We start from the raw sequence: 21,039 nt of genomic DNA, 5'->3' as shown, positions 1-21,039 counted from the left end.
CACCGGGGGCCGCATGGCCGCCCCCGGCGGGGGTCAGCAGGGGGCTCACGCCCCCCGCTTGGTTACTTCGCCTTCTCGAGGATCTCCACGACGCGCCAGCGCTTCGTCGCCGAGAGCGGACGGGTCTCCATCAGGAGAACCCGGTCGCCGACGCCGGCGGCGTTCTGCTCGTCGTGCGCCTTGAGCTTGTTCGTACGGCGGATGACCTTGCCGTACAGCGCGTGCTTGACGCGGTCCTCGACGGCGACGACGACGGTCTTGTCCATCTTGTCGCTGACGACCAGACCCTCACGGGTCTTGCGGAATCCGCGGTCCGTCTTGGTCTCTTCAGTCACGTTGCTCTCGCTCATCAGGCGCTCTCCACCGTCTCGATGCCCAGCTCGCGCTCACGCATCAGGGTGTAGATCCGCGCGATGTCCTTGCGGACGGCCTTGAGCCGACCGTGGTTCTCGAGCTGGCCCGTCGCCGCCTGGAAGCGGAGGTTGAACAGCTCTTCCTTGGCCTCGCGGAGCTTGTTGAGCAGCTCCTCGTTGCCCAGCTCGCGCAGCTCGGACGCCTTGGTACCGGCCGACATCACGCTTCACCTGCCTCGCGCTTGACGATCTTGCACTTCATCGGCAGCTTGTGAGCCGCACGGGTCAGGGCCTCGCGCGCGATCTTCTCGTTGGGGTACGACAGCTCGAACATCACGCGTCCGGGCTTGACGTTGGCCACCCACCACTCCGGCGAGCCCTTACCGGAACCCATGCGGGTCTCGGCCGGCTTCTTGGTGAGGGGGCGGTCCGGGTAGATGTTGATCCAGACCTTGCCACCACGCTTGATGTGACGCGTCATGGCGATACGAGCGGCCTCGATCTGGCGGTTCGTCACATAGGCCGGGGTCAGCGCCTGGATGCCGTACTCGCCGAACGCAACCTGCGTGCCACCCTTGGACATGCCGTTGCGCTTGGGGTGGTGCTGCTTGCGGTGCTTGACCCTACGGGGGATCAGCATGTCGGTCAGGCCTCCGTTCCGGTGCTCTCAGCCGGAGCGGCGGACGCGGGAGCCTCGGCCTTGGGGGCCTCGGCGCCGGCAGCCTGCTGCGGCTTGCGACCGCGCCGCTCGCCACCGCGGCCACCACGGGCCGGGCGGTCGGCACCGCCGCGGGCCGGGCGGTTACCCGCACGGGCAGCGGCGTTCTCGGCGCGGACCTCGGCGATGTTCTTGACGTCGCCCTTGTAGATCCAGACCTTCACACCGATGCGGCCGAAGGTCGTCTTGGCCTCGAAGAAGCCGTAGTCCACGTTCGCGCGGAGCGTGTGCAGGGGCACACGGCCCTCGCGGTAGAACTCCGAGCGGGACATCTCGGCGCCACCGAGGCGGCCACCGCACTGGATCTTGATGCCCTTGGCGCCGGCCTTCATCGCCGACTGCATGCTCTTACGCATGGCGCGGCGGAAGGAGACGCGGGAGGAGAGCTGCTCGGCGACGGCCTGGGCAACCAGCTGAGCGTCGGTCTCGGGGTTCTTGACCTCGAGGATGTTCAGCTGGACCTGCTTGCCGGTGAGCTTCTCGAGGTCACCGCGGATACGGTCGGCCTCGGCGCCGCGGCGGCCGATGACGATGCCCGGACGAGCGGTGTGGATGTCCACACGCACACGGTCACGGGTGCGCTCGATCTCGACCTTGGAGATGCCGGCGCGCTCCATGCCGGACGTCATCATCCGACGGATGGCGACGTCTTCCTTGACGTAGTCCTTGTACAGCTTGTCGGCGTACCAGCGCGACTTGAAGTCGGTCGTAACGCCGAGCCGGAACCCGTGCGGGTTTACCTTCTGGCCCATTACCGGGTTCCTTCCTTGCTGCTGACGACCACGGTGATGTGGCTGGTCCGCTTGCGGATCCGGTAGGCACGGCCCTGGGCACGCGGACGGAACCGCTTCAGGGTCGGGCCCTCGTCGACGTAGGCCTCGGAGATGTAGAGGCTGTCGACATCGGTGTGGTCGTAGTTGTGCGCGGCGTTGGCGATGGCGCTGTCCAGCACCTTGCCGACCGGCACGCTCGCGGCCTGCGGGGCGAAACGCAGGACCGCCTGAGCCTCCGTGGCGTTCAGGCCACGGATGAGGTCCACCACTCGGCGGGCCTTCATGGGCGTGACGCGGATGTACCGCGCCTGGGCCCTGGCTTCCATGGTTGTCCTTCCAGTGTCTGTCATGGTCATTCCACCCCGCGCTTAGCGGCGCTTCGACTTCCGGTCGTCCTTGACGTGACCCCGGAAGGTGCGCGTCGGCGAGAACTCGCCGAGCTTGTGGCCGACCATCGACTCGGTGACAAACACCGGAATGTGGGTCTTGCCGTTGTGCACCGCGAGCGTGTGGCCGAGCATGGCCGGCACGATCATGGAGCGACGGGACCAGGTCTTGATGACGTTCTTGGTGCCGGCTTCGTTCTGGGCGTCCACCTTCTTGATCAGGTGGTCGTCGACGAAGGGCCCCTTCTTGAGACTGCGCGGCATCTAAACCCGCTCCTAGCGCTTCTTGTTCGTCTTGCGGCGGCGGACGATGTACTTGTTCGACGCCTTCTTGGGCGAACGAGTACGGCCTTCCTTCTTGCCCCACGGGGACACCGGGTGGCGACCACCGGAGGTACGGCCCTCACCACCACCGTGCGGGTGGTCAACCGGGTTCATGACCACACCACGCACGGTCGGGCGGACGCCCAGCCAGCGCTTGCGGCCGGCCTTGCCCCAGTTGATGTTGCTCTGCTCGGCGTTGCCCACCTCGCCGACCGTGGCGCGGCAGCGCTGGTCGACCAGGCGGATCTCACCGGACGGCATGCGGAGGTGGGCCATCGAGCCCTCCTTCGCGAGCAGCTGCACCGAGGCGCCGGCGGAGCGGGCGAACTTCGCGCCGCCGCCCGGACGCAGCTCGATGGCGTGCAGCGTGGTACCGACCGGGATGTTCCGGAGGGCAAGGTTGTTGCCCGGCTTGATGTCGGCCCCGGGACCGTTCTCGACGCGGTCGCCCTGCGACAGGCCACGCGGCGCGAGGATGTAGCGCTTCTCGCCGTCCGCGTAGTGCAGCAGCGCGATGCGCGCGGTGCGGTTGGGGTCGTACTCGATGTGCGCGACCTTCGCCGGCACGCCGTCCTTGTCGTGACGACGGAAGTCGATCACGCGGTAGGCGCGCTTGTGGCCACCACCCTGGTGGCGGACGGTCACACGACCGGAGTTGTTACGGCCACCCTTGCTGTGCAGGGGGCGGACCAACGACTTCTCCGGCGTGGACCGCGTGACCTCGACGAAGTCGGCGACGCTGGCACCACGACGGCCAGGAGTCGTCGGCTTGTACTTGCGGATACCCATTTCTCAGTCCTCGTCCGATTCCGGACGATCCTGACCGCTTACGCGGTCGGACCGCCGAAGATGTCGATACGGTCGCCCTCGGCGAGGGTCACGATCGCGCGCTTGGAGCCGGCACGCTGACCGAAACCGGTCTTGGTGCGCTTGCGCTTGCCCTGGCGGTTGATCGTGTTGACCCCGGTGACCTTGACCGAGAAGACCGACTGAACGGCCTGCTTGATCTGGGTCTTGTTGGCGCTCGGGTCGACGATGAACGTGTACTTGCCCTCGTCGAGGAGCGCGTAGCTCTTCTCCGAGACGACCGGCTTGAGCAGCACGTCACGGGGGTCCGTGAAGGACTTGCTCAGCGGGGTCTCGACGGTGTTCTTGCCCTCGGTGGCGTGGCGACGCGCCTTCTTGACGCGAGCCTCCTTGGCCTTCTTCGCGGCCTTCGAGGCGATAGCGGGGTGACGGATGGCCATCAGACCTCGCTCCCTTCGGTGTCGTTGGCCTTCGGGCCGGCGACGAAGGACTCGAAAGCGGCCTTGGTGAAGACCACGTCGTCCGAGACGAGAACGTCGTACGTGTTCAGCTGGCCCGGCTCCAGGATGTGGACCTGGGGCAGGTTGCGGGCGGACAGCCACGCGGCCTCGTCGGAGCGGTCGACGACCAGGAGCAGGTTCTTGCGCTCGCTGATCTTGCCGAACAGGCTCTTGGCGGCCTTGGTGGAGGGGGTCTCGCCCTCGATCACGCCGGAGACGACGTGGATGCGGTTGTGACGGGCCCGGTCAGTGAGGGCGTGACGCAGCGCGGCAGCCTTCATCTTCTTGGGCGTCCGCTGCGAGTAGTCACGCGGCACGGGACCGTGCACGACGCCACCACCGGCGAACTGCGGCGCGCGGGTCGAGCCCTGACGGGCGCGACCGGTGCCCTTCTGGCGGTAGGGCTTCTTGCCACCGCCGCGGACCTCGCCACGGGTCTTGGTCTTGTGCGTGCCCTGGCGGGCAGCGGCCAGCTGTGCGACGACGACCTGGTGGATCAGCGGAATGCTGACCTTCTCGACGTCGAAGATCTCCGCGGGGAGCTCGACGGAACCGGCCTTGTCGCCCGCCGGCGAAAGGATGTCAACAGTGCTCATTACCTCAGGCCCCCTTGGCCGCGGTGCGGACCAGGACGAGGCCGCCGTTCGGACCGGGAACCGCGCCCTTGATGAGCAGCAGACCCTTCTCCGCGTCAACGGCGTGGACGGTCAGGTTCTGGGTGGTGACCCGCTCGTTGCCCATGCGACCCGCCATGCGGAGGCCCTTGAACACACGGCCCGGGGTGGCGCAGCCACCGATGGAGCCGGGAGAGCGGTGCTTGCGCTGGGTGCCGTGTCCGGCGCCGAGGCCACGGAAGTTGTGGCGCTTCATGACACCGGCGAAGCCCTTGCCCTTGCTCTTGCCGGTCACGTCGACCTTCACGCCGGCCTCGAACACCTCAGCGGTGATCTCCTGGCCCAGCGTGTACTCGGAGGCGTCCGCGGTGCGGATCTCGACGAGGTGGCGACGGGGGGTGACGTCGGCCTTGGAGAAGTGGCCCTTGAGGGGCTTGTTCACCTTGCGCGGGTCGATCTCGCCGAAAGCGATCTGGACGGACTCGTAGCCGTCGACATCGTTCGTACGGACCTGGGTGACGACGTTGGGGCCGGCCTTGACGACGGTGACCGGGACGACGCGGTTGTTCGCGTCCCACACCTGCGTCATGCCGAGCTTCTCGCCCAGGATGCCCTTGATCTGCTTAGCCATCTCTCAGATCACCGGCCTCAGAGCTTGATCTCGATGTCGACACCGGCCGGGAGGTCGAGTCGCATCAGAGAGTCAACGGTCTTGGGGGTGGGGTCGAGGATGTCGATCAGGCGCTTGTGCGTGCGCATCTCGAAGTGCTCGCGCGAGTCCTTGTACTTGTGCGGCGACTTGATGACGCAGTACACGTTCTTCTCAGTGGGCAGCGGCACCGGGCCCGCGACCGACGCACCAGTACGCGTCACCGTCTCGACGATCTTCTTCGCCGAGCTGTCGATGACCTCGTGGTCGTAGGCCTTGAGCCGGATGCGGATCTTCTGTCCCGCCATGGCTACTCAGTAGTCCTGTCTCTCGTAACGCTCTGGAACCCGGTGTTCCATTTCCCTTCCCTCTCCGACCCACGCGGTCGGGCGTGTCGCTCTCCCGCTGACACAGATGCCCCTTATTCGAACATCCCTGCGGGATTGCACACGGCCCTTCCGGTACCGCGAGCCGGAGGCGAAAGCCCACCGGGTGCCTGGCCGGCGCCGCACTGACACTTCCCGAAAGATTCCCGTACGTCCGCCCCAGCGCTGCCGTGTGGCAGTTAGGGCGACGAGTACTGTGGGACTCGCTTCCGGTCCTCCCGGCGGGAGGCGCGCAGCATCAACACTCGACCGAGCAACTCGGACAGTCTGCCATACGGGGCAGGGCGGACGCCAATCGGGCGGAAGAGACTACCCCGGCGGTGGCAGGAATCAAACGCCACCGACCCCGAAACCCAGACCGGGGTCGATCACAGCCGTGCCTGTTCGGGATGCCCCGGTCATTTCTTCCCCCACCGCCCGGTTCATGAACGCCGACCGCGCAGGGCCCGCCAGGCGTCACTGACGGCATAGACGGACTCCAGCCGCCAGGTCTCCAGCTTGTCCTGCACCTTTGACACGATCTTGCGCCATTTGAGCCACATCGGAAGCTGCCGGAACGGCACGTAGTCGAGGGTGTCGTCGATGGCGTTCTCGGCGATGCTCTTGCGGCCGGGGCCCTCCGCCCGCAGCGCGGCGTACAGCTCTGGCGTCAACGCGCCGTTGAGCCGGGCCGCGGTGCCCGCCGCGGTGAACGCGAACCCGCGCTGAGCGGCATCCGGTAGCTGCATCGCCCGGACGATCCGAGGCGACGCATCCTCCAGCGAACAGTTGAAGGCCAAACCGATCGCCGCTGTACCGAGATGCTTTTCGCCACGCTCGAACGCGGCATCCCACTCTGCCGGGTCGTCGATGCCCAACAGTCCTTCGCCGCTTTCCCAGTCCAAGTCGGACGCCATAACGAACCGTCCCCGTCACCTGTCAGTTGTCGCACTTAGGGGGAAGCACCTTCTGCTTCTTCTTGTTGTTGATCATTCCGGCCCTGACGAGCTTGGTCAGGTGGCTCTCCTTGACAGCGCTCGACGGGTACGAGGCCCGATGCGCCGGAAGTCATCCGGGTTGCTACCATCGCCCCGCGTGATGGACCGGTCCAGCGCGGCCTGGCCGTCCGTGGGAGCGCGACCGATCTCTCCCTTGGCCGACGAACTGCTGCTCGAACCATGCTTGTCGAATGTCGAGTCGTCGTAGATGCGGATCGGCTCGTCGCCCTCAAGGCCGAGCGGGTCGCTCCACCGAAGTGGGTTGCCGACATACGCGTGGTGGTTGGGGGCAGGGACCAGCCCGAGCGGGTCGGGGCTGGGGTAACTCGCCGTGTCCGGGTCGTAGTAGCGGGCCAGGTTGTAATGCAGGCCGGTTTCGGCGTCGCGGTACTGGCCCGGGAAGGCCAGAGGGCACAGGCCGCTGTCACCGCCGGCAGCGAGCAGCAGCCGGGCGTCACGTACCGGTCGGCCGGATCCTGCTGGTGAGCTTCTGCAAGGCTTCGTCGGGTGTGTGGGCGAGCAGCCAGACGCTGTCCATGCCGGCGTAGACCGAGCCGTCCTCCGCAATGGCCAGGTGCTGGTTCCCGCGGTCGCGCATGCCGATGGGGTACAGGTCGACGCCCGCCTGCTCGGCGAGGTCGTCGATGATCTCCGCGTCCCAGATGGCGAGCAGCGGGTCCAGCGAGAACTCCATCCACGGCATCGGGTCCCATGGCTCGCGGTAGGACACGCCCACGGCGCCGAACTCCGCCAGGAAACGCCGTGCCGCATCGTGGATCTCGAACTCGCCGGTCTGCAGAAGGATGCTCTCCCAGGTCTGCGTGGGAACTGACCGGCCCGGGAACCAGCCGCCGGCCCGCAGCACCCGGTCCGCCTCCTCGGACCAGCGCAGTCCGGCGTCCGGGCCGGTCTCCGCGGTGTGCAGTCGACGCCAGAACGCGTGCTCGGCCGCTGGTACCCCTGGCGTCCATAGGGCAGACCGGGCCGCCTGCACCTCGACCAGGCGGTCCAGCGCCCGGTCGGTGGTCTCGGCCAGCTGTTCCACGTGGTCCCTTACCAGGTGGAGTGCCCCGTCCTCGGTGATACCGAGGAAGCTGGCACCTTGGTCGGCCGTGCCAACGGGACAGAGGGACGCCCCCGCTTCCCGGCTCGCCCACGCGAACCGCTCGCTCTGCCAACTGGCCTTCAGGGGGTCGAAACGGATCGCCGACGACGTGGTGATCGTGTCGGCGGGCCAGCCGTACGTCACCAGACCCCCGAATTCGGAGAGGAACCGACGCGCGGCTTCATGGGCCACGCAGGACCCGCGCTCACGCAGGATCGACTCCCAGGTGTCGGTCGGCACGGAACGGCCGGGCCACCAGCCCGCGCGCCGCAGCACTTCATCGGTCTGCGCGGACCAACCACGTGCCTGATCAGCACGCACGTACATCACCCTCGCGCAGGACGACGACGAGCTGCACGGGTGCTTCGGTGTCGTCGTGCTTGACCCCTGCCAGAAGGACCTTGCCGGAGACCCTCCAGGCGGTGTGGTCGGTGAAGTCCGCCCCGCCCGTCAGGTCCTCGTCGGACACCTCGAGGCGAGTTCCGAGCGCTCCGGACTGGAGCTGGGAGACGACAGCCGGGAGTTCGGTGGCGGCGATGTCGTACAAGTCGTCCAGGTACGCGTCAGGGTCGGGCCACTCGTCGGCGACCTCGCGGAACCAGAGGGTGAACTCCACCTCCACCGGCCCGTCGCCCTGTATCCAGGTGCCGGCGTCGCCCCGCCTCCAGGTGGTCGCCCATTCCTTCGCCGGATTCCTGCGCTCGCCTTCCCAGCCCGATGCGGCGAGAACCGCTTCGACGGCTTGACCAGTGAGCCTGTCGAGGTCGGACAGCCGACTCAGTTCTTCAGTTACGTCAACCATTTACGTCAACGCCATTTCTCAGGATTGAGCCCGGCAGCGACGAACGTTTCCCCGGTGGTGACAGTCAGGTCGTTTTGATCAATCTGCCGCGCCACCTTCTCGTGATCGAATTCGTGGAACTCGAAAACGAAGCGTTCGACGATCGCTGGCCGGTCCAGGGGGAAGCCATCAAGATCGACCGACGAGTTCGCACGGTGGGCCCCCTGACAGAGGACCGACACGAAGAGGGGGAAGTGTTCCGCTTCCAGGAGTCGATCCGCGTCGCTAATTAGCCCTACGATCCCGACTCCACCGGTCACCTCAGCGCACAGATCGTCCAGGCAGTCCACCAAGGCGTCCCAGTTCCTGCCGAAGTACCCGGGGAATCGCAGAACCTCAGCGAACGAACGGTAGATCCCGTCCTCGGTCATCAGGTCACGGGAGTCGAAGCGGTGGACGCGTCCTCCCTTCGCTTCCAGCCGCGACAGCTGCTGCCGGATCCCGGCCTCTCCGCCCGGCACGAAGACCACCCAAGGCTCCGAGGTCCCCGTGAGGTCAAAACCTGTCATTACTGGATCACCCTGTGAATTCACCAACTTAGTAAAAGGTTCCGTAGTGGTCCGGCGTGCAGTACGCGGGGACAGGTCCGTCTTTCGGAGTCAGGAGCCGTTCAGGACCTCTGATCTCCTTTCCACATCACGGAGCGCTGCACTGCGGAAGGTCGACCTTGGCGTTGACGCACACCAACGTCAACAACCGTAGGCACACGTGAACTTACAGGGCACAACCATTCGAGGTAAACGTGAGCTTCCACATCGCGAACAGTGCCTGTGCGCGACGCCGCGCATCACCCCGGGGTTGCTCGGCGACGCCGCAGCCAGAACGTGCGACCGGGCCGCCAGTCCGCGCGTCGCAGCAGTTCATCGGTCTGCGGGGACCAGCCACGCGCCTGATCAGCACTCACTCACACACCACCCGAGCGCGCCACATGCATGCAGCGGAGCCAGGTGAAATCAGGAGTACCAGTCCAGAATCTCGGCGATGCAGCTTCTCAGGGTCAAACGCCCCTCGACAGCGCCACGGTCCACTCGGATGCGCTCCATGAGCGCTCGCAGCGCATCGGCAGTAACCGTGTCGCCGTCCTCCAGTGCGTCACCCACGGATCCGCCACCGAGAGTCATGTATTCCACGAGGAAGACAGCCAGTTCGGCGTCCGGGCCGTTCGGCTCTCTCATCCCCCACCCGGAGCTCATGTGCGTCGCAGCGTTGCTGAGAATCCACCCCACGTAACTGGACGGAGAAAAGAGCAGGTCGAGGTCGGGGCAGACCCGAAGACGCCTACTACCAGCGACCGGAGAAGGCGAACGACCGGTCGTGCACAGCAGTTTGTCGCCGGTGGATGTGATCAAGCTCGTGGTGCAGGGCGGGACGGAGAATCCTTGCTCCTGAATCAGCTCCATCCCTGTCACCTCGTAAGGAACGAGCGACCAGCCCTCGCAGTCCTCACCGACTGTCCTCGTCCCTGACGGAACCTGCAAGTGCAGGCTCTTGAGCAAGCCCTCGGCTGCGTCGAAGCGGAACTCGTCCTCCGCGGAGTCCTGCCAGTTTCCCGCTCCCCGGGTAGCGAGCAGGTGCATCTCGTGCTCCTCGCCGCTCGTGTACGGTCCCGCGACAACCAGGGACCCCGAGACGACGAATCGCGGAGTGCCGGTGATACCGCCGCCTGGGGCAAGGCGGACAGCTCCAGTACCGACGCGCATAGTTCCTCCTCGCTACGGCCCGATTCTGGCCGCCGGCGGCATGGTCCTTCCTCTCGGGGTGCGGCCTCCCTCGTTCGTGCGGCACTCAGCCTGCGCCGGGAAGGCCCGTCGTCAGACGTTCGACCGCGACCGTCACAAGTCGTTCGCGCTCGGCCTCCGAGAGCACGTCCGGGAGCGTGAGCTGCTCGACGATCAGCCAGTTGAGCGTGAGGTACAGCAACTGGACGGCGGTGGCGTCCCCGGGCAGGCCGGATTCCTCGTGGTAGGCCACATTGGCCCCGAGGTCGGCACGCACCTGTTCGGTCAGAACCGCCCGGAGCTGTGGCCGCCGGGTGGCCTCCAGGCGCATTTCGAGCAGTGCGAGGTAGCCCGTCCGGAAGTCGCTGATCCGGGCGACGAGTTCGCGCATCAGGGCCGCGTAGGTCTCCCGGTCCCCCGCCCGCGTGCTCGCCCGCTGCCGGGCGATGGTCGCCTCGTCGGGCTGAAGCCGCTCGTAGACACGGGCGCCGGCCTGGGTGAGCAGGTCGTCGCGGTTGGCGAAGTAGTTGGAGGCCGTACCGGCGGGCACACCGGCCTCGGCATCCACCGCCCGGAACGTCAGACCGCGCGCGCCTTCCCTGGCCAGGACCTCGATGGCGCCGTCCACGAGGGTCGCCCTTCGTTCGTCATTCCTGCGCACCATTGACACCACTCCAGCTGTAGTACTACGTTCAAAGCACTCTGAGCAGAGTACTACGAATGGAGTTGCATCGATGCGAGAGCTCGTCTATTACGTCGCCGTCTCCCTCGACGGCCGGATCGCCGACCCCGGCGGAGAGTTCGACTTCTACCCGGCAGGCGACGATGAGCAGGCAGCCGCCTACAGCGCCTGGATGAATGAGCGCTATCCCGAGACTGTCCCCACCGCGCTGCGCGCCGCGCACGGCTTAGCCGATGCGCCCAACCTCCACTTCGACACCGTGCTGATGGGGCTGGGCACCTACCGCGCCGTGCTGGACGCGGGCATCACCAGCCCGTACGCCCACCTGCGTCAGTACGTGGTGTCGAGCACGCTCGGGGCCGGCCCCGACCCGGAGGTGACCGTGGTCGACGACAGCCCGCTCGACCTCGTCCGCAAGCTCAAGGCGGAAGAAGGGAAGGACATCTGGCTGTGCGGAGGCGGTCGGCTCGCGGGGTCTCTGTTGCCTGAGATCGACAGACTGGTCATCAAGAGCTATCCGGTGGTGGCCGGGGCCGGTATCCCGGCGTTCGACGGGGCGTTCGACCCCACGCTCTTCACCGTGACGGAACGCCGGTCGTTCGCCAATGACGTCACGGCGACCTGGTTCACGCGGCGGTAGGGAAAAGGATCAGTGTCGGGAACGACGCCCGCGCCCAGCCCGCCACGCCTCCCCGACGGCGTCCGCGAACCGCAGCCACCAGCCCTCCACCTTGTTCCGCACCGTCGCATGCACCCACCGCCACTTGAACCACGGCGGCAGCTTGCGGAACGGCACGAACGTCAGCGTGTCGTTGATGGCGTCCTCGGCCAGGCCCTTGGGCCCCTCCACGCGCAGCACCGCGTACAACTCCGGCGTCAGCTCCCGGTTCAGCCGCGCTGCGGTACCCGCCGCGGTGAACGCGTACCCCCGCTGATCAGGGTGCGGCAACTGCGTCGCCCTCACGATCCGAGGCGAGGCCTCCTCCAGCGAACACTGGAGCGCCAACCCGATCGCCGCTGTACCGAGATGGCTCTCCCCGCGCTCCCACGCGGCATCCCACTCGGCGGGGTCGTCGATGCCCAGCAGGCCCTTGCCGCTCTCCCAGTCACGATCCGACGCCATGAGCCGTATCCCTACCGATACCAATCCTCGCCGTCGCTCTCCAACGCGCTGCGCACGTAGCCCTCCAGGCCCGGTGCCACGAGGATTCTGCTGTCCGTCTCATGGTCCCAGACGAACACCTCGTGGCGCTCGGGTCGCCGGACGAAGGCGAACTGGTCTCCCCCGCCGTTGTCTCCGAAGAACATGAGCGAATCGAACTCCATGTACAGGGACTCGTACTCTTCGTCGCTGCGAAAGGAGAGATTGTCGCCGAGGATCCGCTCGGCCGACCAGATGACGTCGGTGCCGTATTCATCGGCCAGCCCATCGCTCCCCAGAAGAAAGGAGCGGAGGTCATCCGGGAGCCGCTGACCAAGGACCGATTCGATGCGGTCGAGGGTGCCGGGATCTACGGGGTCACGGAGTTCCGCCGAGGGGAACGCTTCGGCGAGCTCGGGCCAGATCACATCTACTCCGATTCGGTGCCGTCAGCGTCGGTTGCTATGCCTCCGGTGATAGCGCCGGTACGAGCCGACCGGCTAAGGCGTCGTCCACCTGATTCTCGAGCAGGGCGAAATTGGCCAGGGCGAACATACCGCAGGGTTCGGTTCGGCCAGCGATCACCTTGTCGTTCTCGTCGACGTAGGCACTGCGGGCGGGGTCGAAGAAACAGTGCTGAGCCAGCAGGTCGGCCGGCTTGAGCTCTTCGTGCTCAACAGTCCTGAAGTAACCCTTGGTCCAGGGCCAGGGCGCCGTGAAGAACGGCGGCATCAGCAACCGGTCTGGTGTCAGCGTCAGCATCGGCGGGTCCGGCTTCTCGGCCTTGGCAGGGACGTCATACACGTAGGCGAGGAGCCCTCCGGGAAACCGGCCCTCCGGTCCACTCTGCCCAGTCTTCACGATTCGACCAAAACGCACCCCGCGCCCCTCCGGCTGCAGCACGAAGATGTCACCCGGCTGGTGCTGACAGCGCTGGCCCTTCATCCTGATCAGCGGCATGTGCCCGTCCCCTTTCTGGGCCGACGTACACCGCCGAAGCGCTCACCCGTCACCCAGGCGCCCCTCACGATATGCCTTGAACGCTTTCTTGAAGGACTGCGGGCTTGAGTCGTCCACCGGATTGTCCATGTCCATCAGGGGAAGGTTGATCTCGACCGCGGAGATCTGCCGCTCGACGTGGCGAGCATTCCACTCCTCGACTGCGCGAAAAGAGCGCGATGCCGCGAAATAGGCGGGTTGAATGTGCGCGTATGCGGCCTGGACTTTCCAGTGTCCCTGAGCGTCCCTGGTCATGGGTCTGCCGGGTGGCACGATGACGAGGTTGTGCCAGCCGTCGCCCCGCCGGTTCTCCAGGATCTGGGCCTCTTGGACGCCGGGGCGTCCGCCGTACCGTTCGAGGGCGAAGATTCCGGCCATGAGTACCGCGTCGACCGGAGCCTCGGCCCTCAGCCCTCGCTGGCAGATGACGTCTCCGCAGTCTTCGAAGACGCGCTGCCACCTGTCCAGCGTGTCGGTCTTCTGCGAGGTGATCACCAGGCGCACTGTGGCGGCTCTCCTGCTGTCCCGGCCGTCCTCCTGAAGAGGGAGGTCAGCTCGTGAACCGGAACGTCGACGTGATCGCGTCGAAGATGTCGAAGAAGGAGTCCGCGAGGTCGAGGACCTGGCTGCTGCCCGCCACCAGGGCCACCTTGCCCTCCTGGCCCGGCACGGGGATGTATGTCTGCATCAGCACAGCGCGGATCGTGCGGTTGAGCGCGTCGCCGGGAACGGCGATGTCCTCGATACCGAACGTCCGCGCGGCCGGGCCGACTCCGGGGATGTCGACGGTCGTCACCTTCCGCCAGGAGTCGCCCTCCCGCTTGGCCTCCTTGACGGCGAGCTGGCTCGCGATGACGGCCGGGTCGTTCGACAACGGCTCACCGCGCTCGTTGCGGCCGCCGACCAGGGAGACGGTCACCGAGCCGGTGATCGGCGTGTCCCCGCCGAAGCTCTCCGCCATGCAGCCGCAGTACATCGCGCCCGACTTCCAAGCGTCCGCAGCCGCCTTCTTCAGGAAGTCGACGTACGTGTCCCGGTACTGCTCCAACTCCGGCCGCTGCCGCACCCGTTCGTTCACCATCCGCCGGATCGAGTCGTCCCGCGACTCCGGCCGTACGTCGAACTCCCACCACGACTCCGGCACCTTGATCCGGAACCCGCCCCTCTCGACGGTCAGTGCCTCCATGTAGCGGGCCATGACGTCGGCCTCCCCGTTCGCTCGATCACACGATCACTCGATCACTCGTGCGCTCATCGTGCCATTACTCCTCCAGCGTCCAGAACGGTGAGTCCTTCGGCGGCGCCGGTCGCACGGGGAGCGTGCTGAAGTCGATGTCCACGTCGGCGAGTGGGTCTCCGACCGGAAGGCGGTGTCGGTGATCCGGGCTGTAGTACGTCCCGTACGCCCAGTACTCCGGCAGCTCGTGGCCCATCAACTCCACACCCCAGGCGGCCGACTCCCGCGTCCCGTACATCGCGTTGATCCTCGCGACCGCCTCCGCCCGGGAGATACCGACCCGCTCCACCAGCACGTCCGCCATCTCGCGGAAGTACGCGAGCATCTCCTCGTCGAGCGGAAGCACGAACTCCGTGCCCGTCGTGCCGGCCGTGGGACACGCCCCGTACTCGACGAGCCAGCGCAGGCGCCTGACCTCCGCCACCAGTCGCGGCACCGCTTCCCTGGCCCTGGCGGCGAATACCGGGTCCGGGGTCGCGGCCGTACACAGTTCCTCGATCGCGTCCAGGTCGAGGTCTTCGTGAACCGGTTCTGAAGTCATGCCCCAGTGTTACGGCCCGGCAGTGGCGAACTGGTCGGGGGGCTGCCCCCACCCCCGTCCACCAGCCCACCGGATGGCCGGCCCCCCACTCCCCCGGTCACCGTAGTGACCCACGACCACGAAAACGGGGACCCATCATGCGTACCGTCACAGCCACCGCCCTCGCCCTGTCCCTCGCCGCAGCAGCAGCGGCCGCACCCGCCGTCGCCACGCCCGGCAAGCCGAGTACCGAGGGCCTCTGGCGCATGGACGGCTACGGCACCGTCCTCTCCCTGGACGGCGACACCTTCCAGGAGTTCCAGACGACATCGGTCAGCTGCCTCAAGGGCGACACCGCCCGGCGCACCGGCCCGGGCACGTACACGACCGCCTACGGCACCGTGCTCACCGTCCGCCCCGGACCGAACAAGAACCGTGCCTCCCTCGGCGCGGACAGCTCCGTCGGCCACCGCACCCTGCGGCGGATCCACGCCCTCCCCGCCGACTGCACCCGCCCCACACCCAAGGACCCCCGCACCGCCTTCGACGTCTTCTGGCACTCCTTCGCCGAGAACTACCCCTTCTTCGCGGCGAAGGACATCGACTGGCAGGCCGTACGGGACCGCTACCGCCCGAAGGTCGACGACGACACCACCCGCAGCGAACTCTTCGCCCTCTTCAGCGACATGGTCCGCCCCCTCTACGACGCCCACGTCGCCGTCCGGGACGGAGACCGGGTCTTCGCCCAGGGCCGCCCCGGCACCGACATGCCCACGCAGGAGCTGGACACCAAGGTCAAGAAGTTCATCGGCGAACGGGACCTCAAGGGCGCCCCGTACCGCCAGGACTTCGCCAACGGCCGGATCACCTACGCCGACCTGCCCGGCGGCACCGACCAGGGCTACCTCCGCATCTCCGGCTTCGGCGGCTACACCCCCGAGGACGCCCCGTACGCCGCCCACCTCGCCGAACTTGACAAGGTCCTCGACACGATCCTCACCAAGAACCGCACCCAGCGCCTCAAGGGCCTGATCATCGACCTGCGCGTCAACGGCGGCGGCTCCGACGCCCTCGGCATCCACATCGCCGAGCGCCTCACGGACCAGCCCTACGTCGCCTACGCCAAGCGCACCCGCAACCACCCCACCGACCCTGGCCGGCACACCCGCCCCGAGCCCATCCGGGTCGTTCCGGCCGACGGGCCCCGCTACACCGGCCCCATCGCCGTACTCACCGGAGGCTCCACCGTCAGCGCGGGCGAGACCTTCACCCAGGCCCTCATCAACCGCCCCGGCGGCACGATCCGCGTCGGTCAGCCCACGCAGGGCGTCTTCTCCGACGTCATGGAGCGCCACCTGCCGGGCGGCATGACCGCCATCCTCCCGAACGAGGAGTTCCTCAACCGCTCCGGCCACACGTACGACGGCACGGGCATCCCGCCCCACCTCACCGAACCCGTCTTCACCAAGGAGGAGTTCGCCAAGAAGCGCGACTCCGCGTTCGACCGCGCGGTGAGCGTCCTGCGGAACGACGGCTAGACGGACGCCACGAAGTCCGACCAGGCCTCCGGCGCGAGGGCGAGCCGGGGGCCGGCGGCCTGCTTTGAGTCGCGGACGTGGATCACCTCCGGAGTGGTCGCGATCTCGACGCATGAGTCGCCGTCAGGGCCACTGCTGTAGCTGCTCTTGAACCACGCCAGTTCGGAGGCGGCCCCGATCGAGGGCTTGCGGATCATGTCTCTCCCAGCAGTTGCTCAATGAAGGCCAGCGACTCCCGTGGTGGAAGGGCCTGAGCTCGGATGGTGCCATACCGCAGTTCGAGGATCCGGATCTGCTTCGGATCAGTGGTCGGTCGCCCGTTGAAGGCGCCGTCGGACCGGCCCACCGCAGTACCCTCCCCGAACTTCAGCACCTCGATCCCCCCGTTCAGACCTTGGTGGGCCTCGCTGCTCGTCGGCATCACCTGAAGCCTGACGTTTCGCAACCGCCCCACCTCCAGCAGGTGCTCAAGCTGCTGACGCCAGACCATTGTGCCCCCAACCGGGCGCCGCAGCGTCGCCTCCTCCTGGACGAAGCTGAGCGACGGCGCCGGCGACCGCTCGAACACGGACTGCCGGGCCGTGCGCGCAGCCACCAGACGCTCCACCTCGTCCGGCGAGTACGCAGGCTGCCAGGACTCGAACAGGGCTCGCGCGTGATCCGGGGTCTGCAACAGGCCGTTGATGCTGATGCTTTCGTACACCCCGATCTCAACCGCCTGCCCCTCCAACTTGGCCAGCTCCCGCACCTTCTTGGGATACCGAACCCTCTTCACGTCCTCCCACGTCGCCGCAATCAGCCCACCCGCCCCCAACACCTCGTCCGCCCTGACGAGATAGTCCTGCCGGGGAATCCGCTTCCCGCCCTCGATCTTGTAGACCATGTCCTCGCCGTACCCGACCGCCGTCCCGAACTCGGCGGCCCGCATCCCCACCGCCTCCCGCCGCAGCTTCAGCTGCCGTCCGACGGTCGCGATGACGGCGACACCCCACTCGTCGTCCGGATCCACCTCCCAACCCGGCTCGTCCGCCTCGCCCTTGAGCCGACCCGCGTCCGCCTCGACCGCCGTCATCCCGCACCCTTCCGTCGTACGACCGTGCCCAGCGCCCTACCCGTACGCCCGGCCCCGACAGCCCGGACACGACCGGACAGCCTCCGGACAGTTACCGTACGCACCCGCTGAGTCACTGTTCACTGTAAGCACGGACAGCCACTCTGAGTGACGTGAAGCAACAACCCCCTGAACTCACCACCCCTGTCCGCAACTTCAGCGTCCAGCTGTCTCCCACCCCCCGCGGCGCCCGCCTGGCCCGTCTCCTGGCCACCGAACAACTGCGCTCCTGGGGACTGCCGTTGGACCCGGCGAGGCAGGTCATCGCAGAGCTGTCGGCCAACGCGGCGGCACACGCCCGTATCCCCGGCCGCGACTTCCGCCTGCTCCTCTACGTCGTGGCCGACACCCTCCGCATCGAGGTCACGGACACCCGCGACGACCGGCTGCCGACACCCCGCCTCCCCGCTCCGGAGTCCGAGTCCGGCCGCGGCCTGCTCCTCGTCGACGCACTCGCCGATCGCTGGGGCGTCACCCCGGGCCTGCCGCCCCGCAAGACCGTCTGGGCCGAACTCACCCTCTGAGCTGAAGCACCGGGTCCCCACACCTCGCGCTCCGGTGCCGCAGGCCGTCTCCCTCAAGGACCACGAGGAGGAAAGAACCTCACCAAGCCCCACCCCTCCCGCCCAGGCCGCCGCCTCACTCGCTCGCTCACTCACTCACGCGAGTGAACATCGCCAACTCAGCTGGATCCGGGAGCCCTTGCCTGCCCTACGCTCAGCGCAACCAACCGCAGACATGCGACGGCCCTCGCCGGGACGGCAATCCCAGTGCGAGGGCCTGACCACCGAGGAAGGCTCCAACTTCCTGATGGATACGCAGAACCCTAACGTGCCCTCGCACGCCCACACCCCCGTAACGGGGAAGAAGCACCCGAACCGGCGGCACCCCCACGCCGGCCTGGTTCACGACAACACCCGCCACACCGCCCGCTTCACGGTGATCGGCAACCATCTCGCCCAGCACCCGGAGCTGTCACTGCTCGCGATCGGGCTCGGCACGCACATCCAGTCGCTCCCAGCGGGCGCCCGAGTCGACATCAAGACCCTCGCCGCCCGCTTCCCGGAGGGCACGACCCGGATCGCCGCCGCCCTGCGCGAGCTGGAAGCCCACGGCTACCTACGGCGCGTGCGCGAACGCGTCCCCGGGGGCCGGATCATCACCCGCACGATCTCCTGCAACCAGCCAGGTCACAGCCGTACGGACGCCCCTCGACCAGCCCCGAGGAAGCGGAGGAGGCCGCCCGGCAGCAAGCTCCTCCCGGCCGTGCCGCACCCGGCCTACCCCGCACCCGCCCTCCTCCAACAGGCCACGGACCTCCTCACAGGCCTCCACCGCGAGGACACCCGCCTCCTCCTCTCCACCCGCGACGTCGCCCACCTCGCCCTCGGCGTCGCCGCCTGGCTGGAACGCGACGTCTCCCCCACCGCCGTACGCCACGCCCTGACGACCGACCTCCCATCCGAGGCCCTCCACCGCCCGGCCGCCCTCCTGGCACACCGCCTCACAGCCCAACTTCCACCCCCGCCCCCGTTCCGCGCATCCGCACCCCCGCCGGCCGCCCGTCACCCGCTCCAGACCTGCGACGGCTGCGACCGCGCCTTCCGCGCCCCCGAGCCCGGCCACTGCCGCGATTGCCGATCCAGTCTCCTGGAGGCCGCCTAGCATGAGAGCGACGATCCTTGCCCCTGGGCACAGACGAGGAGCGAGCGCCATGACCACCGCCTCGGAGAACGAGCAGCAGGGCGCCTCCCACCGGTATCGGGCCATGCGGGACTTCGTTCAGTCCATGGACGACTCCCTGCCTGGCAAGTTCGAGGTCAGCAAGGAAGGAATCGTCCACGACATGATGGCGCCCGTGGGTCCGCACGAGCTGACCACCCTGCACCTGCGGAGACGCCTGGAAAAGGTGATGCCGGAGGAGATCGTGGCCCACACGGGCGAACCCGATGTGGAGGACGAGTCCGAGGGCATCATGCGTCGCCCCGACGTGATGGTGATCGCTCTGGAGGACATGGACGTCCCGGGCTCCTTCGACCCCCGCACACTGGTCGCCGCCATCGAGGTCGTCTCCCGCTCCAACCCGGACAACGACTGGGTGGCCAAGATGCGCGACTACCCCCTCATCGGCATCCCCGTCTACGCCCTCTTCGACCCCCGCACCGGCACGGGCACCGTCCTCACCGACATCCACAGCACCCCTGACGGCCCTAGGTACGCCACCCGCAAGGACTTCGTCTACGGCGAGGACGTGACCATCGCCGACTGGACGATCGCGACGGACGGCCTGCCCCTCTACCCACAGGAGTAATCCGGCACCCGGGCACAGCAAAGGGGCCCGCACGACCGAAGTCGTACGGGCCCCTCCGAGCCACTCAGGTCAGCAGACCCTCAAGCCAGTCCGAAGACTCACTTGTTGATCTTGGTGACCTGGCCGGCGCCCACGGTCCGGCCACCCTCACGGATGGCGAACTTCAGGCCCTCCTCCATGGCGACGGGCTGGATGAGCTCCACCTTCATCTCGGTGTTGTCACCCGGCATGACCATCTCGGTGCCCTCGGGGAGGGTCACCACGCCGGTCACGTCCGTCGTACGGAAGTAGAACTGCGGGCGGTAGTTGTTGAAGAACGGCGTGTGGCGGCCACCCTCGTCCTTGGACAGGATGTAGGCCTGCGCCTCGAACTCGGTGTGCGGGGTGACCGAGCCCGGCTTGATGATGACCTGGCCGCGCTCGACGTCCTCGCGCTTGATGCCACGGAGGAGCAGACCGACGTTCTCACCGGCCTGGCCCTCGTCGAGGAGCTTCCGGAACATCTCGATGCCGGTGACCGTGGTGGTGGTCTTCTCCTGCTTGATGCCGATGATGTCAACGGTCTCGTTGACCTTCAGGACACCACGCTCGATACGGCCGGTGACGACCGTACCGCGACCGGTGATCGTGAAGACGTCCTCGATCGGCATGAGGAACGGCTTGTCGACGTCGCGCTCCGGCTCCGGAATGGCGGTGTCGACGGCGTTCATGAGCTCGAGGACGGAGTTGCCCCACTCCTTGTCGCCCTCGAGCGCCTTCAGAGCGGAGACCTTGACGACGGGAACGTCGTCGCCCGGGAACTCGTACTCGGTGAGGAGCTCACGGACCTCGAGCTCGACGAGCTCCAGGATCTCCTCGTCGTCCACCATGTCGGCCTTGTTCAGGGCGACGACGATGTACGGAACGCCGACCTGGCGGGCCAGGAGCACGTGCTCCTTGGTCTGCGGCATCGGGCCGTCGGTGGCGGCGACCACGAGGATGGCGCCGTCCATCTGCGCCGCACCCGTGATCATGTTCTTGATGTAGTCCGCGTGACCGGGGCAGTCGACGTGGGCGTAGTGACGCGTCTCGGTCTGGTACTCGACGTGCGCGATGGAGATGGTGATACCGCGCTGGCGCTCCTCAGGAGCCTTGTCGATCTGGTCGAAGGCCGAGGCCTCGTTCAGGTCCGGGTACGCGTCGTGCAGCACCTTGGTAATGGCGGCCGTGAGGGTCGTCTTACCGTGGTCGATGTGACCGATGGTGCCGATGTTGACGTGCGGCTTAGTCCGCTCGAACTTCGCCTTCGCCACTGGGGTCCTCCTGTGGAGTGGTTCTGGTACGCCTTACTCATCGGCGCCAGGTGATCT

The 21,039-nt window shown here is 67.3% G+C and carries 31 protein-coding genes and 1 pseudogene; 5 read left to right on the top strand and 27 right to left on the bottom strand.

All coding sequences use genetic code 11. From position 1 onward, the window contains the following. Positions 1 to 62 precede the first annotated feature (62 nt). The 18 genes and pseudogenes from rpsQ to QF034_RS24450 all read right to left on the bottom strand — a co-directional run bounded on the left by rpsQ (position 63) and on the right by QF034_RS24450 (position 10,815). Positions 63 to 350, bottom strand: a complete 288-nt coding sequence (gene rpsQ, locus QF034_RS24535) for a 30S ribosomal protein S17 (RefSeq protein WP_010036717.1) — start codon at positions 348 to 350, stop codon at positions 63 to 65. After that, entirely contained in the window at positions 350 to 574 is a 225-nt protein-coding gene (rpmC, locus tag QF034_RS24530) for a 50S ribosomal protein L29 (RefSeq protein ID WP_010036720.1), read from the bottom strand. Before rpmC ends, rpsQ begins: the two co-directional genes overlap by 1 nt. After that, positions 574 to 993, bottom strand: coding sequence for a 50S ribosomal protein L16 (gene rplP, locus QF034_RS24525; protein WP_004984526.1), 420 nt, complete (start codon positions 991 to 993; stop codon positions 574 to 576). Before rplP ends, rpmC begins: the two co-directional genes overlap by 1 nt. 5 nt (positions 994 to 998) lie before the next feature. Then, a complete protein-coding gene (gene rpsC / locus QF034_RS24520; protein WP_086560684.1) occupies positions 999 to 1,823 on the bottom strand; it encodes a 30S ribosomal protein S3 in 825 nt (274 codons plus the stop codon). Then, the gene (rplV, locus tag QF034_RS24515) at positions 1,823 to 2,170 is read right to left on the bottom strand and encodes a 50S ribosomal protein L22 (protein ID WP_010036727.1); all 348 of its coding nucleotides are present in this window, start codon (positions 2,168 to 2,170) and stop codon (positions 1,823 to 1,825) included. Before rplV ends, rpsC begins: the two co-directional genes overlap by 1 nt. A 42-nt stretch (positions 2,171 to 2,212) precedes the next feature. Then, a complete protein-coding gene (gene rpsS, locus QF034_RS24510) occupies positions 2,213 to 2,494 on the bottom strand; it encodes a 30S ribosomal protein S19 (protein WP_003992359.1) in 282 nt (93 codons plus the stop codon). 12 nt (positions 2,495 to 2,506) lie between these two features. Further along, on the bottom strand, positions 2,507 to 3,343 hold the full coding sequence (gene rplB / locus QF034_RS24505; protein WP_086560683.1) for a 50S ribosomal protein L2: 837 nt from the start codon (positions 3,341 to 3,343) through the stop codon (positions 2,507 to 2,509). A gap of 38 nt (positions 3,344 to 3,381) precedes the next feature. Then, positions 3,382 to 3,801 carry a 50S ribosomal protein L23 gene (gene rplW, locus QF034_RS24500; RefSeq protein WP_086601016.1) on the bottom strand — a complete coding sequence of 140 codons (420 nt, stop codon included), beginning with the start codon at positions 3,799 to 3,801 and terminating at the stop codon, positions 3,382 to 3,384. Then, the gene (gene rplD, locus QF034_RS24495) at positions 3,801 to 4,457 is read right to left on the bottom strand and encodes a 50S ribosomal protein L4 (protein WP_306964750.1); all 657 of its coding nucleotides are present in this window, start codon (positions 4,455 to 4,457) and stop codon (positions 3,801 to 3,803) included. Before rplD ends, rplW begins: the two co-directional genes overlap by 1 nt. A 4-nt stretch (positions 4,458 to 4,461) precedes the next feature. Continuing rightward, the gene (gene rplC / locus QF034_RS24490; protein ID WP_003992355.1) at positions 4,462 to 5,106 is read right to left on the bottom strand and encodes a 50S ribosomal protein L3; all 645 of its coding nucleotides are present in this window, start codon (positions 5,104 to 5,106) and stop codon (positions 4,462 to 4,464) included. Between the two features lie 17 nt (positions 5,107 to 5,123). Further along, positions 5,124 to 5,432 carry a 30S ribosomal protein S10 gene (rpsJ, locus tag QF034_RS24485; protein WP_003948644.1) on the bottom strand — a complete coding sequence of 103 codons (309 nt, stop codon included), beginning with the start codon at positions 5,430 to 5,432 and terminating at the stop codon, positions 5,124 to 5,126. A gap of 500 nt (positions 5,433 to 5,932) precedes the next feature. Then, positions 5,933 to 6,406 carry a hypothetical protein gene (locus tag QF034_RS24480; RefSeq protein ID WP_307176972.1) on the bottom strand — a complete coding sequence of 158 codons (474 nt, stop codon included), beginning with the start codon at positions 6,404 to 6,406 and terminating at the stop codon, positions 5,933 to 5,935. A gap of 308 nt (positions 6,407 to 6,714) precedes the next feature. Continuing rightward, a pseudogene (locus QF034_RS41565) lies at positions 6,715 to 6,901 on the bottom strand (RHS repeat-associated core domain-containing protein); the annotation flags it as partial. Positions 6,902 to 6,941: 40 nt separating this feature from the next. Beyond that, on the bottom strand, positions 6,942 to 7,919 hold the full coding sequence (locus tag QF034_RS24470; protein WP_370880841.1) for an SUKH-3 domain-containing protein: 978 nt from the start codon (positions 7,917 to 7,919) through the stop codon (positions 6,942 to 6,944). Next, positions 7,903 to 8,394 (bottom strand): hypothetical protein, encoded by a 492-nt coding sequence (locus QF034_RS24465; RefSeq protein ID WP_307176969.1) that lies wholly within the window; start codon positions 8,392 to 8,394, stop codon positions 7,903 to 7,905. Before QF034_RS24465 ends, QF034_RS24470 begins: the two co-directional genes overlap by 17 nt. Positions 8,395 to 8,399: 5 nt before the next feature. Continuing rightward, a complete protein-coding gene (locus QF034_RS24460) occupies positions 8,400 to 8,942 on the bottom strand; it encodes a barstar family protein (protein WP_307176968.1) in 543 nt (180 codons plus the stop codon). A gap of 444 nt (positions 8,943 to 9,386) precedes the next feature. Then, positions 9,387 to 10,133 (bottom strand): hypothetical protein, encoded by a 747-nt coding sequence (locus QF034_RS24455; RefSeq protein ID WP_307176967.1) that lies wholly within the window; start codon positions 10,131 to 10,133, stop codon positions 9,387 to 9,389. Between the two features lie 85 nt (positions 10,134 to 10,218). Continuing rightward, the gene (locus QF034_RS24450) at positions 10,219 to 10,815 is read right to left on the bottom strand and encodes a TetR/AcrR family transcriptional regulator (protein WP_307176966.1); all 597 of its coding nucleotides are present in this window, start codon (positions 10,813 to 10,815) and stop codon (positions 10,219 to 10,221) included. Between the two features lie 70 nt (positions 10,816 to 10,885). On the opposite strand from QF034_RS24450, the gene QF034_RS24445 reads away from it, so the two are divergent. Next, the gene (locus QF034_RS24445) at positions 10,886 to 11,473 is read left to right on the top strand and encodes a dihydrofolate reductase family protein (protein WP_307176965.1); all 588 of its coding nucleotides are present in this window, start codon (positions 10,886 to 10,888) and stop codon (positions 11,471 to 11,473) included. A gap of 9 nt (positions 11,474 to 11,482) precedes the next feature. Here the strand turns inward: QF034_RS24445 and QF034_RS24440 are convergent, their stop codons facing one another. The 6 genes from QF034_RS24440 to QF034_RS24415 form a co-directional block, all read right to left on the bottom strand. Further along, entirely contained in the window at positions 11,483 to 11,956 is a 474-nt protein-coding gene (locus QF034_RS24440; protein ID WP_307176964.1) for a hypothetical protein, read from the bottom strand. 11 nt (positions 11,957 to 11,967) lie between these two features. Beyond that, the gene (locus tag QF034_RS24435) at positions 11,968 to 12,402 is read right to left on the bottom strand and encodes an SMI1/KNR4 family protein (protein WP_307176963.1); all 435 of its coding nucleotides are present in this window, start codon (positions 12,400 to 12,402) and stop codon (positions 11,968 to 11,970) included. A gap of 34 nt (positions 12,403 to 12,436) precedes the next feature. After that, on the bottom strand, positions 12,437 to 12,934 hold the full coding sequence (locus QF034_RS24430; protein WP_307176962.1) for an immunity 26/phosphotriesterase HocA family protein: 498 nt from the start codon (positions 12,932 to 12,934) through the stop codon (positions 12,437 to 12,439). Between the two features lie 42 nt (positions 12,935 to 12,976). Continuing rightward, entirely contained in the window at positions 12,977 to 13,477 is a 501-nt protein-coding gene (locus QF034_RS24425; RefSeq protein WP_307176961.1) for a hypothetical protein, read from the bottom strand. 46 nt (positions 13,478 to 13,523) lie between these two features. Continuing rightward, entirely contained in the window at positions 13,524 to 14,171 is a 648-nt protein-coding gene (locus QF034_RS24420) for a hypothetical protein (protein WP_307176960.1), read from the bottom strand. A 64-nt stretch (positions 14,172 to 14,235) separates the two neighbouring features. Next, entirely contained in the window at positions 14,236 to 14,751 is a 516-nt protein-coding gene (locus QF034_RS24415) for a hypothetical protein (RefSeq protein WP_307176959.1), read from the bottom strand. 137 nt (positions 14,752 to 14,888) lie between these two features. Here QF034_RS24415 and QF034_RS24410 point away from each other — a divergent pair, with 137 nt between their 5' ends. Then, positions 14,889 to 16,268 (top strand): S41 family peptidase, encoded by a 1,380-nt coding sequence (locus QF034_RS24410; protein WP_307176958.1) that lies wholly within the window; start codon positions 14,889 to 14,891, stop codon positions 16,266 to 16,268. Here QF034_RS24410 and QF034_RS24405 read toward each other — a convergent pair. Next, positions 16,265 to 16,465, bottom strand: a complete 201-nt coding sequence (locus QF034_RS24405; RefSeq protein ID WP_307176957.1) for a DUF397 domain-containing protein — start codon at positions 16,463 to 16,465, stop codon at positions 16,265 to 16,267. The genes QF034_RS24410 and QF034_RS24405 overlap by 4 nt on opposite strands. Continuing rightward, a complete protein-coding gene (locus QF034_RS24400) occupies positions 16,462 to 17,340 on the bottom strand; it encodes a helix-turn-helix domain-containing protein (RefSeq protein ID WP_307176956.1) in 879 nt (292 codons plus the stop codon). Before QF034_RS24400 ends, QF034_RS24405 begins: the two co-directional genes overlap by 4 nt. 152 nt (positions 17,341 to 17,492) lie before the next feature. On the opposite strand from QF034_RS24400, the gene QF034_RS24395 reads away from it, so the two are divergent. From QF034_RS24395 to QF034_RS24385, 3 genes are all read left to right on the top strand, one after another. Continuing rightward, positions 17,493 to 17,903, top strand: coding sequence for an ATP-binding protein (locus tag QF034_RS24395; RefSeq protein ID WP_307176955.1), 411 nt, complete (start codon positions 17,493 to 17,495; stop codon positions 17,901 to 17,903). A 286-nt stretch (positions 17,904 to 18,189) separates the two neighbouring features. Next, entirely contained in the window at positions 18,190 to 19,044 is an 855-nt protein-coding gene (locus tag QF034_RS24390; RefSeq protein ID WP_307176954.1) for a helix-turn-helix domain-containing protein, read from the top strand. A 49-nt stretch (positions 19,045 to 19,093) separates the two neighbouring features. Further along, positions 19,094 to 19,690, top strand: coding sequence for a Uma2 family endonuclease (locus QF034_RS24385; RefSeq protein ID WP_307176953.1), 597 nt, complete (start codon positions 19,094 to 19,096; stop codon positions 19,688 to 19,690). A 98-nt stretch (positions 19,691 to 19,788) separates the two neighbouring features. Here the strand turns inward: QF034_RS24385 and tuf are convergent, their stop codons facing one another. Beyond that, complete coding sequence (gene tuf / locus QF034_RS24380; protein WP_020274921.1) at positions 19,789 to 20,982, bottom strand: elongation factor Tu; 1,194 nt, start codon at positions 20,980 to 20,982, stop codon at positions 19,789 to 19,791. Positions 20,983 to 21,039 lie beyond the last annotated feature (57 nt).

The organism is Streptomyces africanus (assembly GCF_030816955.1).
Classification (GTDB): domain Bacteria; phylum Actinomycetota; class Actinomycetes; order Streptomycetales; family Streptomycetaceae; genus Streptomyces; species Streptomyces africanus.
This window is presented reverse-complemented; position numbering and strand designations above follow the sequence as displayed.